The organism is Janibacter alkaliphilus, assembly GCF_013408565.1.
Classification (GTDB): domain Bacteria; phylum Actinomycetota; class Actinomycetes; order Actinomycetales; family Dermatophilaceae; genus Janibacter; species Janibacter alkaliphilus.
In genome coordinates, this window is the sequence record NZ_JACBZX010000001.1 from 2,235,788 (window position 1) to 2,250,773 (window position 14,986).

The following is a 14,986-nucleotide window of genomic DNA, read 5'->3' on the forward strand; positions in this document are numbered from 1 at the left end:
AGCGATGAGCACCACGACCCCGACCCCGACCAGCACCCCGACCATCCCCCAGGAGGTCCTCGACGACCTCGCCGAGCGCCTCGCCCGGACCCGCTACAGCGAGAACCCGCAAGCGGTGAAGGGGATGACCACCGGCCGCCTCCGTGAGCTCGTCGCGGCCTGGCAGGGCGCCGACTGGCGCTCGGTCGAGGCCTGGATGGACGAGCACGGCTCGACCACGACGACCACCCCGGACGGGCGGACCCTGCACCACCTGCACGTCCCCGGCTCGGACGCCGACGCCGTCCCGGTCGTGCTGCTGCACGGCTGGCCGGACTCGCCGCTGCTCTACCGGCGGATCATGCCCGCGATCATCGCCGCCGGTCACCCGGTCGTGGTCCCCTCGGCCGCCGGCTTCGGCTGGAGCCAGCAGCCCGACGGCGAGCTCAGCGCCGGTCTGGTCGCCGAGGACATGCACGCCCTGATGCGCTCGCTCGGCTACCCCCGCTACGTCGTGCACGGCACCGACTGGGGCGCCAGCGTCGGCACCGCGCTGGCCGAGGCGCACCCCGAGGCGGTCGCCGGGCTGCACCTGCTGCAGCCCCCGGTCGACCGGGTCTTCTCGATGGGCCGCGACGACCTCACCGAGGCCGAGACCGCCTTCTTCGTCGACGCCGACGCCTGGGCCGAGAACGCCGCCTACATCAGCGCGCACAGCCTCCAGGGCGACACCCTCGCCGCCGCCCTGGAGGACTCGCCGGCCGGGCTGCTCGCCTGGATCGGGGAGAAGTACGACGCCTGGTCCGGCCCGGACATCCAGGACGAGGACATCATCGACGCGGTCGCGATGCTGTGGCTCACCGGCACCTTCCGCTCCTCGATCCGCCTCTACTCCGAGCCCGAGGCCACCTGGCTGAGCGAGGAGGACGACGAGACCGGCGGCGCGGACGAGAGCGCCGGCTGGGGCGAGCAGGGTGATGGCGACAGCGACACCGGCGACGAGGACTGGGGCGGATGGGCGCCGGCCAGGATCGAGGTGCCCACCGCGATCGCCCTCTTCCCCCAGGACCTCATGCAGCCGCCGCGCGAGCTGTGCGAGCGCTTCTTCACCGTCGAGCGGTTCACCGTCCACGACCAGGGCGGTCACTGGGCGGCGCTGGAGGCGCCCGACGACGTCGCCGGCGACCTGCTCGCCTTCGCCGCCGACAAGGGCTGAGGCCCGACCTCCGGTCCGCGACGCGGCCCCGGGTAGGTGCCCCTACCCGGGGACCGGCCGGGGTCGTAGTCTCGCTCCATGACGGACGAGCAGACCCGCCGCGACGACCGCGCCCACGTCTTCCACTCCTGGTCGGCCCAGGCGCAGATCGACCCGCCGGTGATCGTGGAGGCCAGCGGCAGCCACGTCACCGACGACACCGGGCGGCGGTATCTCGACTTCTCCAGCCAGCTGGTGAACGTCAACATCGGGCACCAGCACCCGCGGATGATCGCCGCCATCCAGGAGCAGGCCGCGCGGCTGGCCACCATCGCCCCGGCCGCGGCGAACGACAAGCGCTCGCAGGCCGCCCGGATGATCGCCGAGCGCGCCCCCGGCGACCTGTCCAAGGTCTTCTTCACCAACGGCGGCGCCGAGGCCAACGAGAACGCGCTGCGGATGGCCCGGGTGCACACCGGCCGGCACAAGATCCTCGCCGCCTACCGCAGCTATCACGGGGCCACCGCCGGCGCGATCGCGCTCACCGGCGAGCCCCGCCGCTGGGCCTCCGAGCCGGGGATGCCCGGGGTGGTGCGCTTCTGGGGCCCCTACCTCTACCGCAGCTCCTTCCACGCCGAGACCGAGGAGCAGGAGTGCGAGCGCGCGCTGGCGCACCTGCGCGACACCGTCGCCGCCGAGGGCCCGGAGCACGTCGCCGCGATCGTCCTGGAGACCGTCGTCGGCACCAACGGGGTGATCCCGCCCCCGGACGGCTATCTCGCCGGCGTCCGCGAGATCTGCGACGAGCACGGCATCGTCATGATCGCCGACGAGGTCATGGCCGGCTTCGGCCGGTGCGGCGAGTGGTTCGCCATCGACCGCTGGGGTGTCGTCCCCGACCTCATCTCCTTCGCGAAGGGGGTCAACTCCGGCTACGTGCCCCTGGGCGGGGTGGTGATCTCCCCGGAGATCGCCGCCACCTTCGACGACCGTCCCTACCCCGGCGGGCTCACCTACTCCGGGCACCCGCTGGCCTGCGCCTCCGCGGTCGCCTCGATGGAGATCTTCGAGGACGAGGGCATCCTCGAGCACGTGCGCACCCTCGGCGCGGAGACGATCGAGCCCGCCCTGGAGAAGATCGCCGCCAAGCACCCCAGCGTCGGCGAGGTCCGCGGGCTCGGGGTCTTCTGGGCGATCGAGCTCGTCGCCGACCGGCAGACCCGGGAGCCGATCCCGGCGGCCGCGGTCGGCGCGGTCGCGGCCGCCTGCAAGGAGCGCGGGCTGTGGCCCTTCGTCGCCGCCAACCGGGTGCACGTCGTGCCGCCGTGCACGACCACCGCGGCCGAGGCGGAGGAGGGGCTGGCGATCCTCGACGAGGCGCTGGCCGCGGCCGACGCGCACGTCACCGCCTGACCCAGCCGGCCCGCGCACGACCGGCCGCACCAGCCGACCCGCGACACCCGATTTACAGCACACCTGCCGACCCGCCTGCCGACTCAGCGACGAGCACCAGGAGCACCCATGCAGCAGTACATCGACGGCCAGCGCACCGAGGCCACCTCCGGCCAGAGCCAGGACCTCACCGACCCCTCGACCGGCGAGGTGATCGGCACCGTCGACCTCGCCTCCACCGCCGACGTGGACGCGGCGGTCGCGGCCGCGGCGAGGGCCTTCCCGCAGTGGTCCCGGGCGCCGCACGTCGAGCGCGCCGAGGCGCTGACCAAGGCCGCGGCGATCCTCGACGGGATGGCCGAGGAGCTCGCCCAGGCGGAGAGCCGTCAGGGCGGCAAGCCGATCCGGCTGGCCCGCGAGTTCGACGTGCCCGGCTCGATCGACAACGTCTCCTTCTTCGCCGGCGCTGCCCGCAACCTCGAGGGGCGGGCCACCGCCGAGTACGACGGTGAGCACACCTCGAGCATCCGCCGCGAGCCGATCGGCGTCGTCGGCTCGATCTCGCCGTGGAACTACCCGCTGCAGATGGCCGCGTGGAAGGTGCTGCCGGCCATCGCCGCCGGCAACACCATCGTCCTCAAGCCCTCCGAGCTGACCCCGCTGACCTCGGTGATGTTCGCCGAGGCCTTCACCCGGGCCGGGGTGCCGGACGGCGTGGTCAACATCGTGACCGGCCGCGGCGACGAGGCCGGCGCGCACCTGCTGCGCCACCCCGACGTCGGCATGGTCTCCTTCACCGGCTCCACCCGGGTCGGTCGCACCGTGCTCGAGGCCGCCTCCGGGACGGCGAAGAGGGTGCATCTCGAGCTGGGCGGCAAGGCCCCCTTCGTCGTCTTCGACGACGCCGACCTCGAAGCGGCGATCCACGGCGCCGTCGCCGGCTCGCTGATCAACACCGGCCAGGACTGCACCGCGGCCACCCGGGCGATCGTGCACCGCTCGGTGCACGACGACTTCGTCGCCGGGGTCGCCGAGCTCTTCGAGAAGGTCGTGCTCGGCCCGGTCGCCGACGAGGCGACCGACCTCGGCTCGCTCATCTCCTTCGAGCACCGGGAACGGGTCGCCGGGATGGTCGAGCGGGCCCGCGGGTATGCCCGGATCGTCACCGGGGGAGCGGCACCCACCGACGGCGATCTGGCGAAGGGGGCCTACTACCGCCCGACGCTGGTGGCCGGCGCCCCGACCGACTCCGAGATCGTCCGCGACGAGGTCTTCGGCCCGGTGCTGGCGGTGGTCCCCTTCGACAGCGACGACGAGGCGATCGCGCTGGCCAACGACACCGTCTACGGGCTGGCCGCCTCGGCGTGGACCCGGGACGTCTTCCGCGCGCAGCGGGCCTCCCGCGAGATCGCCGCGGGGTGCGTGTGGATCAACGACCACATCCCGATCATCAGCGAGATGCCGCACGGCGGGTACAAGCAGTCCGGCTTCGGCAAGGACATGTCCGCCTACTCCTTCGACGACTACACCCAGGTCAAGCACGTGATGAGCGACATCACCGGGGTCGCTCGCAAGGAGTGGCACCGCACGATCTTCCGCACCCCCTGACCCCTTCGCCCCCACCCCCTCCCGACACACCCGCCCCCCTCGAGCCGCGCCCGCACCACCGCGACCTACCACGCAGTAAGTGCTGCGATCACAGCACTTACTGCGTGGTAGGTGGTGGCTTAGGGTGCGGGGCATGCCTGGATCTCCTCTGCGTCGCGGCGCGCTGTGGGCGCTGACCGCGGGTGCCTTCGTCGCCGACTGGGTGGCCGTGGCCACGAGCAACCGGCCGCTGGAGCTCGTCGCGAAGCCCGGGGCGATGGTGGCCCTCGGCGCGGCGAGCATCGGCTCCGGGCTGCTGCAGCGCCCGTGGGGCCGTGCGGTGACCACCGGGCTCGCGTTCGGCCTGATCGGTGACGTCTGCCTGCTCTGGGGCGAGCACGAGCCGGCCTTCCTCGCCGGGCTGAGCAGCTTCCTCGTCGGCCACCTCGCCTACGTCGTCGCCTTCCGCCAGATGGGCACCCACCGCACCTGGTGGGCGCTCGGCGGCGCCGCGGTCGTCGCCGGCTGCGCCTGGTGGAGCCGGGACGCCCTGCCGAACCTGCTCGCCGACGGCGGGGTCGCCGCGGCCGCGCCGGTGGCCGCCTACATGGGCGTCATCGCGGCGATGACCGTCAGCGCGTGGGCGACCAAGGATCCGCTGGTCGCGATCGGGTCGAGCATCTTCGTGCTCAGCGACACCGTCATCGCCGTCGACCAGTTCGTCGCCCCGGTGGAGCACTCCGGCCTGAAGATCATGGTCCCCTACCTGCTCGGGCAGGCCCTCGTGGCGATCGGTGCGGTGCGGCGAAGGGCGCCCGCGCTACCCTGATCCCGTGGCCCAGCACCGCCTCCGCCGACAGCCGCGCTGACCGCCCCCGGGCGGGCGCCGCGGCAGACCCCTCCTGGCCGAGGGGTCTTGTCATGTACCGAGGTCATGCACCCGACGGGTCGTGGCAGGTCAGGCAGGCACCGATGACGCAGGAAGAGACGACGAACCAGCGATGAGCGAGACCCCGCACCGCTACACCGCGGCGATGGCCGACACGATCGAGACCGCCTGGCAGGACCGCTGGGAGGAGCGCGGCGTCTTCCGCGCGCCCAACCCCGCCGGCCCGTGGGCCGACCCGGACGCGGTCGCCACCAAGAGCGCCGGCCACCTGCTCGTCCTCGACATGTTCCCCTACCCCTCCGGCGCCGGCCTGCACGTCGGCCACCCGCTGGGCTACATCGCCACCGACGTCTACTCCCGCTACCACCGGATGCTCGGGGTCAACGTGCTGCACGCCATGGGCTACGACGCCTTCGGGCTGCCGGCCGAGCAGTACGCGGTGCAGACCGGGCAGCACCCGCGGGTGACCACCGAGGAGAACATCGTCACCATGCGCCGCCAGCTGCGGCGCCTGGGCCTCGGCTTCGACGAGCGGCGCACCTTCGCCACCATCGACCCGGACTACTACCGGTGGACGCAGTGGATCTTCCTGCAGATCTACTCCGCCTGGTACGACGAGGACGCGGTCCGCGAGGACGGCGGCCGCGGCCGCGCCCGGCCGATCAGCGAGCTGGTGACCCTCTTCGAGACCGGCGAGCGGGCCACCCCGGACGGGCGCGCCTGGGCCGAGCTGAGCGACGCCGAGCAGGCCGAGGTGCTCTCCGGCTACCGCCTCGCCTACACCCACGAGGCCCCGGTGAACTGGGCCCCCGGCCTGGGCACCGTGCTGGCCAACGAGGAGGTCACCAACGAGGGACGCTCCGAGCGCGGCAACATGCCGGTCTTCACCAAGAACCTGCGGCAGTGGATGATGCGGATCACCGCCTACGCCGACCGGCTCGCCGAGGACCTGGACCGGGTGGACTGGCCGGAGAAGGTGAAGACCATGCAGCGCAACTGGATCGGGCGCAGCGAAGGGGCCCGGGTCCGCTTCGCCGTCACCGGCCGGGACAGCCAGATCGAGGTCTTCACCACCCGACCGGACACGATCTTCGGCACCACCTTCATGGTGCTCGCCCCCGAGCACCCGCTGGTCGCCGACCTCGTGCCCGACGCCTGGCCCGAGAGCACGAAGGGGGAGTGGACCGGCGGCGCCGCCACCCCCCGCGAGGCGGTCGACGCCTACGTCGCCGCGGCCGCCCGCAAGACCGACCTGGAGCGCCAGCAGGAGGGCAAGGACAAGACCGGCGTCTTCACCGGGTCCTTCGTCACCAACCCGGTCACCGGCGAGCAGGCCCCGGTCTTCGTCGCTGACTACGTGCTCATGGGATACGGCACCGGCGCGGTGATGGGCGTGCCCGGCGAGGACGAGCGCGACTGGGCCTTCGCCGAGCGCTTCGACCTGCCGGTGATCCGCACGGTGCAGCCGCCGGCGGACCACGACATGACGACGGCCTGGACCGGTCCTGGCCCGATCATCAACAGCAGCACCGAGGAGATCTCCCTCGACGGGATGGAGATCGACGAGGCCAAGGCGGCGATGACCCGGTGGCTCACCGAGCGGGGGATCGGTGAGGCCACGGTCACCTACAAGCTGCGCGACTGGCTCTTCTCCCGGCAGCGCTACTGGGGCGAGCCCTTCCCGATCGTCTTCGACGAGGACGGGGTCAGCCACGCCGTGCCGGAGTCGATGCTGCCGGTCGAGCTGCCGGACGTGCCGGACTACTCGCCCAAGACCTTCGACCCCGAGGACGACTCCTCCGAGCCGGAGCCGCCGCTGGGCCGGGTGCAGGACTGGGTCGAGGTCGAGCTGGACCTCGGCGACGGTCCGCGGCGCTACCGGCGCGAGACCAACACCATGCCGAACTGGGCCGGCTCCTGCTGGTACTACCTGCGCTACCTCGACCCGGCCAACGCCGAGGCGCTCGTCGACCCGGCCAACGAGGAGTACTGGGTCGGGCCCCGCCCCGAGACCGTCGCCGGTGCCCCGGCCGGGGCCGTCGACCCCGGCGGCGTCGACCTCTACATCGGCGGCGTCGAGCACGCGGTGCTGCACCTGCTCTACGCCCGCTTCTGGCACAAGGTGCTGCACGACCTCGGGCACGTCACCAGCGAGGAGCCCTTCCGCCGCTACTTCAGCCAGGGCTACATCCAGGCCCCGGCCTTCACCGACCGCCGCGGCCAGTACGTGCCGGCCGCCGAGGTCGAGGAGCACCTCGGCGACGACGGCGAGCTCTCCTTCAGCTGGCAGGGTCAGCCGGTGCAGCGCGAGTTCGGCAAGATCGGCAAGTCGCTGAAGAACATGGTCAGCCCCGACGACATGTACTCCCAGTACGGCGCGGACACCTTCCGGGTCTACGAGATGTCGCTCGGGCCGCTGGAGCAGAGCAAGCCCTGGGACACCCGCGCGGTCGTCGGCAGCCAGCGCTTCCTGCAGCGGGTCTGGCGCAACGTCGTCGACGAGGAGACCGGCGAGGTCACCGTCGCCGACGTCCCGGTGCCGGCGCAGGTGGAGCCGGTGCTGCACCGGACCATCGCCGCGGTCCGCGAGGACTACGCCACCCTGGGCTTCAACACCGCCATCGCCCGGCTCATCGAGCTGAACAACGCCCTCACCAAGCTCGACGAGGTGCCGCGCGAGGCCGCCGAGGCGCTGGTGCTGATGCTCGCGCCGGTGGCACCGCACCTCGCCGAGGAGCTGTGGTCGCGGCTGGGGCACGAGCAGTCGCTGGCCACCGCCGCCTTCCCCGAGGCGGACGCGAGCAAGCTCGTCGAGGACGCCGTCACCTGCGTCATCCAGATCAAGGGCAAGGTGCGCGACCGGGTCGAGGTGCCCTCGGACATCTCCGAGGCCGACCTCGAGGCGCTGGCGCTGGCCCGGGAGAAGGTGCAGGCGGCGACCGCGGACGGGGTGCGCACGGTGATCGTGCGCGCACCGAAGCTCGTCAACGTCGTGCCCGTGTAAGGATCGGGCATGCGCATCGCCGTCGTCACCGACTCCACGGCCTCGCTGCCGCCGGAGGACGTGGCGGCGGCCGGGCTGGTCGTCGTCCCGCTGCACGTGCACGTCGGCGGCCAGGACCACACCGAGGGCGAAGGGGTCGGCGGCATCTCGCCGGGCGAGGTCGCCGCCGCGCTGCGCGCCCGCGAGGAGGTCTCCACCTCCCGCCCGACGCCGGCCACCTTCGTCGAGGCCTACGAGCAGGCGGCAGCGAAGGGGGCCGAGGCGATCGTCTCGGTGCACCTGTCGGCGCAGCTGTCCGGCACCGCCTCCTCGGCCGAGTCGGCGGCCGGGGACAGCCCGGTCCCGGTGCACGTCGTGGACTCGGGGACCATCGGGATGGCGCTCGGCTTCGGCGCGCTCGGTGCCGCAGAGGACGCGGCCGCGGGACGGCCGGTCGAGGAGGTCGTGGAGCGGCTGCGGCGCCGGGTGGCGGCCTCCAGCATCCGCCTCTACGTGGACACCCTGGAGCACCTGCGCCGCGGCGGGCGGATCGGCGGCGCCCAGGCGCTGCTCGGCTCGGCCCTGGCGATCAAGCCGATCCTCGAGCTGCGCGACGGGGTGGTCGAGCCGCTGGAGCGGGTCCGCACCCGCGGCCGGGCGCTGGGCCGGCTGCGCGAGCTCGCCGAGGACGCCCTGGCCGACCTGCCCGGCTGGGCCGACGGGGCGGGCCTGGCCGTGCAGCACGTCGACGCCCGGGAGCGGGCCGACGCTCTGGCTGCCGACCTGCAGCCGCAGGTCGAGGAGGAGGTGCGGATCGTCGAGACCAGCGCGGTCATCGGCGCGCACGTCGGCCCGGGAACCGTCGGGGTCGTCGTCAGCCCACGCCCGCAGGACTGAGCCGGCGCTCCCTCAGGCGGCGTCCGGTCGGGTGTCGATGAGCCGCAGGGAGGCGGCGCCGCAGACCGGGCAGGGGTGCACCAGCGGCGCGTCCGCCTCCGGCCAGAGGATCCGGAAGATCTGGTCGCGCCGGCAGCGGTAGGCGACGAGGCGGCTGGGACGACGGCTGGGGCGGTGAGGTCTCATGCCGTGCAGGGTGCGCTGCGCGGGTTTCGCCGTCGTCGTCAGGAGGTTTCGACGACGTTGCGGCAGCGCGCGATCCGTCCACAGGGGCAGGCCGGGTCCGGGTGGTCTCCACCGGTCGGCCAGGGCCGCTGACCGGGTCGCCCGCCGGGCCTAGCGTCACCGGTCATGGACGGATCGGGACAGCACGACAGCGGCTCCGGGCGGCACGGCCAGGACCAGCGCGACCGGGTGCGGGCGCTGCTCGACGACGAGCGGGGCCCGCTGCTGCGCGCGCCCAGCTCGCTGCGCGAGGGTCGCTACGCCGTGGGTGGTCGCGCCGCCCGCGGGGTGGCGATCGTCGTCGTGCTCGCGCTGCTCGTCCTGGGCGGCCGCTATCTGCTCGCTGCTCACGCCTCGGAGTCGGCCGCCGCCCCCACGGATGGGGGCGAGGCGGTGGCGACGACCGGTGACCGGTCCGCCTTCGCCGACGCATCAGAGGGTGCCGCGGCGTCACCGGGCGGGGCGGCGTCACCGGGCGGGGCGGCGGCCTCGGGGCCGGCCTCGGCGGCACCGACCGCGGCGCCGACCGCGGGGGCCGTGCCCTCGGGTCAGGTGACGGTGCACGTCGTCGGCCAGGTGCGCTCGCCCGGCCTGGTCACCCTCGCCTCCGGTTCGCGGGTCGGCGACGCGCTGGAGGAGGCCGGCGGGGCGAGCAGCGGCGCTGACACCGGCGCGCTGAACCTCGCCCGCGTGCTCGTCGACGGAGAGCAGGTGCACGTGCCGAAGCCGGGGGAGACCCCGACCCCGGCCGCGGGGGCCCCGACGGCGGGTGCGGCACCGACGGGTGCGGCCACGCCTGGTGCGGGTGCGAGCGGTCCGGGTGCCGACGGAGCGATGGTGAACATCAACACCGCCGACCTGACCACCCTGGAGACGCTGCCGGGGATCGGGCCGGTGCTGGCCCAGGCGATCATCGACTGGCGTGAGGAGCACGGCGGCTTCACCGCGGTCGAGGAGCTCAACGAGGTCAGCGGCATCGGGGAGAAGACCTTCGCCGACCTCTCCGGGCAGGTCACGGTGTGAGCGGCGCGGCGGTCGCGGGCGCCGTGACCTCGGCCGCCGACCGGGAAGGGGACCGCCGCCAGCTCGACCTGCGACTGCTCGTGCCGGCGCTGCTCGCCTGGGCGATCGGTGCCTGGGCGCTGGGCTGGCCCATCCGGACCCGGCTGGTCGTCGCCGCCGTCGCCGCGCTCCTCGGGCTGCTGCTCGTCCTCGGCACCGTGCACCGGGCCCGGCACGCGGGTGGCGGCTGGCGGTCGCGGGCAAGTCGCGGGCGTCCGTTGCTCGCCCTGACCCTGCTCGCGCTCGCTCTGGTCCTCGGTGCCTCGTCCGGGCACGATGCCGCCCGTCGCGCCGGACCGGTGCCGGCGCTGGCCGACGAGCGGGCCAGCGTCACCGCAGAGGCGGTGGTGCTCACCGAGCCGGTCCGGGTCCGCTCCGGCTTCGGCGGGGAGCCCCGGGTGCGGCTGCGGGTACGGCTGGAGCAGGTCACCGCCCGCGGCGAGACCACCCCGGTCCGCGCACCGGTGCTGCTCATGGCGCCGGGGGAGTGGGCGCAGGTCGGCTGGCACGACCGGGTCCGGCTCAGCGGGCGGCTGGCCGCCGCCGAGCGCGGCGACGAGGTCGTCGCCCACCTGAGCCCGCGAGGGCCGCCCGAAGAGGTGGGCGACCGCTCGCCGGTGCGGGCGGTCGCCGAGCACATGCGCACCGAGCTGCGAGGCGCCGTCGAGCCGCTGCCCGCCGACGCCCAAGGACTGCTGCCGGCGCTGGTCATCGGGGACACCTCGCAGACCCCGGCGGAGCTCAGCGACGACATGCTGCTGGTCGGTATGAGCCACCTGTCCGCCGTCTCGGGCAGCAACGTCGCGGTGGTGCTGGCCGCGGTCATCGGTCTCACCCGGCTGGTCGCGCTGCCTCGGCGGTGGCGACCGTGGGCGGCCGGTGCGGCGCTCGCCTTCTTCGTCGTGCTCGCCCGGCCCGAGCCGAGCGTGCTGCGCGCGGCCACGATGGGCGCCATCGGGCTGCTCGGGCTGAGCGCCTCCCGCCGCGGCTCGGGCCCCGCGGCGCTGTGCGCGGCGATCCTGCTGCTGCTCAGCCTCGACCCCTGGCTGGCGCGCTCCTACGGCTTCGCCCTCTCCACGCTGGCCACCCTCGGGCTGCTGCTGCTCGCCGGGCCGTGGTCCCGGGCGATCAACGCCCACCTGCCGCGACGGCTGCACGTCATCGGCCCGGCGGTCGCCATCCCGCTGGCCGCACAGCTCGTCTGCGCGCCGGTCGTCGTGCTGCTGCAGGGCACCGTGAGCGTCGTCGCCGTGCTGGCCAACCTGCTGGCCGCCCCGCTCGTCGCGCCGGCGACCATCGCCGGGGTGCTCGCCGCGGTGGTGGCCGTCGTGCACACCGCGCCGGCGACGCTCATCGCCTGGTGCGGGGCTCCCTTCGCCCTCGGCATCGCCGCGATCGCCAGGCTCGCGGCCGACGCCCCTGGTGGTGGGGCGATCGGCTGGCCGGACGGGCCCCCCGGTGCGGTGCTGCTGGCGGCGCTGACCACGCTCGGGGTGCTCGGTGGGCCGTGGCTGCTCGCCCGTGCCCGAGCCAGCCCTGTCGTGGCCGGCTGCTGCGTCGCCGTCCTCGGGGTCGGGGTGCTGCCCGAGCGCACCTTCACCTGGCCGCCACCGGACTGGCGGCTCGTCGCCTGCGACGTCGGCCAGGGCGACGCGCTGGTGCTCGCCAGCGGGCCCGGTCGCGCGGTGCTCGTCGACGCCGGACCCGAGCCCGAGCTCGTCGACGGCTGCCTGGACCGGCTCGACGTCACCCGGCTCGACGCGATCGTGCTCACCCACCTGCACGCCGATCACGTCGACGGTCTCGCCGGGGCGCTCGACGGCCGCCGCGCCGACCGGCTCCTGCTCGGACCCGTGGACGACCCGCCCGAGCAGGCGCATGAGGTGCACCGCCTGGCCGATGCGGCCGGCGTACCGGTGACCCGGGTCGTCGCTGGTGACACGGTCGAGCTCGGCCAGGTGCGCGCCGAGGTGTGGTGGCCGGCGCGGAGGATCAGCGAGGGCTCCGCCTCCAACAACGGCAGCGTCGTGCTGCGCGCCGACGTCGGCGGCCTGGACACCCTGCTCCTCGGCGACGTCGAGCGGGAGGCGGGCCGGGCGATGCTGCTGGCCTCCCGCCGCCAGGCGTGGATGCAGCGCGACGGCCCGGACGTGCTGAAGATGCCGCACCACGGCTCGGCGAACCTCGACGAGGACTTCCTCGACAGCGTCGCCGCGCCCACCGCGATCATCAGCGTCGGCGCGGACAACACCTACGGCCACCCGTCGCCGAGCGCCCTGACCTGGCTCGCCGAGCACGGCACCCGCACCCTGCGCACCGACACCGACGGGGACGTCGCCGTGCGGGCAGACCGCTCGGTGCTCACCGCCCGGTGAGCGGCGAGCGGAGAGGAGGACGACGAGGGATGGGGGACGAGGCGCGAAGGGGGCGGCGCGGGCTCAGGCGGGGACGCCGGCCGCGGCCCGGGCGACCTCGCACAGCGCGTCCAGAGTCGCCGCCACCGTCGGTACTTTCGCCAGGTCCTCGGTGGTCACCACGTGGATGTGCCGGTGGCTCTGCGGGGCGAGCGGGCGGATGACGACGTCGTCGTTGCGGGTCGCCGCCCGGATGAGGTCCGGGATGAGGGCCACCCCGAGGCCGGCGGCGACGAAACCCTGCACCGCCACGTAGTCCTCGGTCTCGAAGGCGACCCGCGGCGCGAAGCCGGCGTCGTGGGCGAGCTGCAGCAGGTGGCCGCGGCAGCGCGGGCAGCCGGCGATCCAGTCCTCGTCGGTGAGGTCGGTCATCGAGACCACCTCCTGCTCGGCGAGCGGGTGGTCCACCGGCAGCGCCACCTGCACCTGCTCGTGCAGCAGCGGCCGCACCTCCAGCCCCTCGAGGTCTCCGGAGCGCTCCAGCGCGCCGCCCTCGTAGGAGAAGGCCACCGCCAGGTCGCACTCGCCGGCCCGCAGCGCCGCCAGCGACTCCGGGGGCTCGGCCTCGGTGAAGGTGACGGCGACGTCCGGGTAGCGCTCGCGCACCTTCGCCAGCGCGCGCGGCACGAGGGTCACCGACGAGGAGGGGAAGGCCATCAGCCGCACCCGGCCCGAGCGCAGCCCGGCGATCGCGGCGACCTCCTCCTCGGCGGCGTCGAGGGCCTGCAGCACCGGCTCGGCATGCCGGGCGAGCACGGCGCCGGCCTCGGTGAGCCGCACGCTGCGGCCCACCTTCTCCACGAGCACGGTCCCGGTGCGCTGCTCCAACCGCTTGACCATCTGCGAGACCGCGGGCTGGGAGTAGCCGAGCGCCAGCGCGGCCGCGGTGAAGCTGCCCTCCTCGGCGATGGCCCGCATCACGCGCAGCCCTGCGGCGTCGATCATGCCCCTCACGATATCCCGACGGGTCACCCGGCCCCCGGCGGCGCATAATGGTGGGCGATGTCCGCACTGCCCTCGACCGCCGCCGACGCCGTGCCGGATGCTGCGCTCGCCGACCAGCTCGACGCCGCGGCGGCGGTGCTGGCCGAGCGCCCCGCGCTGGTGCTCACCGGGGCGGGGATGAGCACCGACTCCGGGATCCCGGACTACCGCGGCCCGGACGGAACCCGCCGGGTGACGCCGATGCACCTGTCCGAGTTCGTCGCCAGCAGCCAGGCGCGGCAGCGCTACTGGGCGCGCAGCTACGTCGGCTGGCAGCGCTTCTCCGCGGCCCGGCCCAACGACGGGCACCGTCAGGTCACCGCGCTGCAGCGGCTCGGCGCGATCGGCTCGCTGATCACCCAGAACGTCGACGGCCTGCACCAGGCCGCCGGCACCACCGACGTCATCGACCTGCACGGCCGCCTGTCCCGGGTGGTGTGCATGAGCTGCGGCGACCTCAGCGCCCGCACGGACCTGGACGCCCGGATGCGGGCGCTCAACCCCGGCTACGAGGTGGACAGCGACGAGATCCGGCCGGACGGCGACATCCGCCTCGACGAGGTCGACGTCGAGCGCTTCGTGCCGCCGACCTGCCTGGTCTGCGGGTCGGACATGCTGCGCCCGGACGTCGTCTTCTTCGGCGGGGCGGTCCCCAAGCCGCTGGTGCAGGAGTGCTTCGCGCTCACCGACGCCGCACCGGCGCTGCTCGTGCTCGGGTCCTCGCTGCAGGTGATGTCCGGGCTGCGCTTCGTCCGCCGCGCCGCGGCCCGGGGGATCCCGGTGGTGATCCTCACCCGGGGGCCGACCCGCGGGGACGAGCTGGCCACGCTGCGGATCGACACGGAGCTGGCGCCGGCCCTGGCCGGGCTCGTCGAGCGCCTCGGCTGAGCCTGGTTACGGCCGGCTGATCCGGGCCGAGATCTCACCGACCGCGCGGGTCGGACCGCTCAGCGGGCGGGAGCACCGACCGCCGCGCGGACGATCTCGGGGTCCGGGTTGGTGTGCACCTGCCCGTCGATGACCACGGTCGGCACGACCTCGTCGCCGTCGTTGACCGAGCGGACGTAGGCGGCCGCGTCCGCGTCCGCCCAGATGCTCACCCAGGTGGCCTGCGAGCGGTACTTCCCCAGCGCCCCGCGCAGACGCAGGCAGTAGACGCACCCGGGCCGCCAGTAGACGACCACCCGGTGCGCCGCCGGGTCCGCGGTCACCGCCGCGTGCTTCGGGCCGAGCATGCCGTTGAGCGGGGAGACCCACCAGGCGAGCGCCAGACCGGCCAGGGCGAGCATGATGAAGCCGGGCTGGCCGTCGGCCACCGACCGGCCCACCAGCAGGCCGGTGCCGACGAGGATCGCCACCGGCGGGAGCCAACGCGTCAT

The 14,986-nt window shown here is 74.2% G+C and carries 12 protein-coding genes; 9 read left to right on the top strand and 3 right to left on the bottom strand.

What is annotated here, in order from left to right; genetic code table 11:
- Positions 1-4: 4 nt before the first annotated feature.
- The 6 genes from BJY28_RS10790 to BJY28_RS10815 all read left to right on the top strand — a co-directional run bounded on the left by BJY28_RS10790 (position 5) and on the right by BJY28_RS10815 (position 8,922).
- On the top strand, positions 5-1,195 hold the full coding sequence (locus BJY28_RS10790) for an epoxide hydrolase family protein (RefSeq protein WP_179463018.1): 1,191 nt from the start codon (positions 5-7) through the stop codon (positions 1,193-1,195).
- Between the two features lie 78 nt (positions 1,196-1,273).
- Positions 1,274-2,587: an aspartate aminotransferase family protein gene (locus BJY28_RS10795; RefSeq protein WP_179463019.1), complete on the top strand. Its 1,314-nt coding sequence runs from the start codon at positions 1,274-1,276 to the stop codon at positions 2,585-2,587.
- 108 nt (positions 2,588-2,695) lie between these two features.
- The gene (locus tag BJY28_RS10800; protein WP_179463020.1) at positions 2,696-4,174 is read left to right on the top strand and encodes a gamma-aminobutyraldehyde dehydrogenase; all 1,479 of its coding nucleotides are present in this window, start codon (positions 2,696-2,698) and stop codon (positions 4,172-4,174) included.
- Positions 4,175-4,307: 133 nt separating this feature from the next.
- On the top strand, positions 4,308-4,982 hold the full coding sequence (locus BJY28_RS10805) for a lysoplasmalogenase (RefSeq protein WP_179463021.1): 675 nt from the start codon (positions 4,308-4,310) through the stop codon (positions 4,980-4,982).
- 172 nt (positions 4,983-5,154) lie between these two features.
- Positions 5,155-8,046 (top strand): leucine--tRNA ligase, encoded by a 2,892-nt coding sequence (leuS, locus tag BJY28_RS10810; RefSeq protein WP_179463022.1) that lies wholly within the window; start codon positions 5,155-5,157, stop codon positions 8,044-8,046.
- Positions 8,047-8,055: 9 nt separating this feature from the next.
- A complete protein-coding gene (locus BJY28_RS10815; protein ID WP_179463023.1) occupies positions 8,056-8,922 on the top strand; it encodes a DegV family protein in 867 nt (288 codons plus the stop codon).
- A gap of 12 nt (positions 8,923-8,934) precedes the next feature.
- On the opposite strand, the gene BJY28_RS10820 is transcribed toward BJY28_RS10815, so the two are convergent.
- Complete coding sequence (locus BJY28_RS10820; RefSeq protein WP_179463024.1) at positions 8,935-9,108, bottom strand: FmdB family zinc ribbon protein; 174 nt, start codon at positions 9,106-9,108, stop codon at positions 8,935-8,937.
- A gap of 165 nt (positions 9,109-9,273) precedes the next feature.
- Between BJY28_RS10820 and BJY28_RS10825 the strand changes: the two genes are divergently transcribed.
- Positions 9,274-10,170, top strand: a complete 897-nt coding sequence (locus BJY28_RS10825) for a ComEA family DNA-binding protein (protein WP_179463025.1) — start codon at positions 9,274-9,276, stop codon at positions 10,168-10,170.
- Positions 10,167-12,584 carry a DNA internalization-related competence protein ComEC/Rec2 gene (locus tag BJY28_RS10830; RefSeq protein ID WP_343037065.1) on the top strand — a complete coding sequence of 806 codons (2,418 nt, stop codon included), beginning with the start codon at positions 10,167-10,169 and terminating at the stop codon, positions 12,582-12,584. Before BJY28_RS10825 ends, BJY28_RS10830 begins: the two co-directional genes overlap by 4 nt.
- A 63-nt stretch (positions 12,585-12,647) precedes the next feature.
- Here the strand turns inward: BJY28_RS10830 and BJY28_RS10835 are convergent, their stop codons facing one another.
- Positions 12,648-13,568: a LysR family transcriptional regulator gene (locus BJY28_RS10835; protein WP_179463026.1), complete on the bottom strand. Its 921-nt coding sequence runs from the start codon at positions 13,566-13,568 to the stop codon at positions 12,648-12,650.
- Between the two features lie 57 nt (positions 13,569-13,625).
- Here BJY28_RS10835 and BJY28_RS10840 point away from each other — a divergent pair, with 57 nt between their 5' ends.
- Positions 13,626-14,495, top strand: coding sequence for an NAD-dependent protein deacetylase (locus BJY28_RS10840; RefSeq protein ID WP_179463027.1), 870 nt, complete (start codon positions 13,626-13,628; stop codon positions 14,493-14,495).
- 59 nt (positions 14,496-14,554) lie between these two features.
- Here BJY28_RS10840 and BJY28_RS10845 read toward each other — a convergent pair whose 3' ends face one another.
- A complete protein-coding gene (locus tag BJY28_RS10845; RefSeq protein WP_179463028.1) occupies positions 14,555-14,986 on the bottom strand; it encodes a glutaredoxin family protein in 432 nt (143 codons plus the stop codon).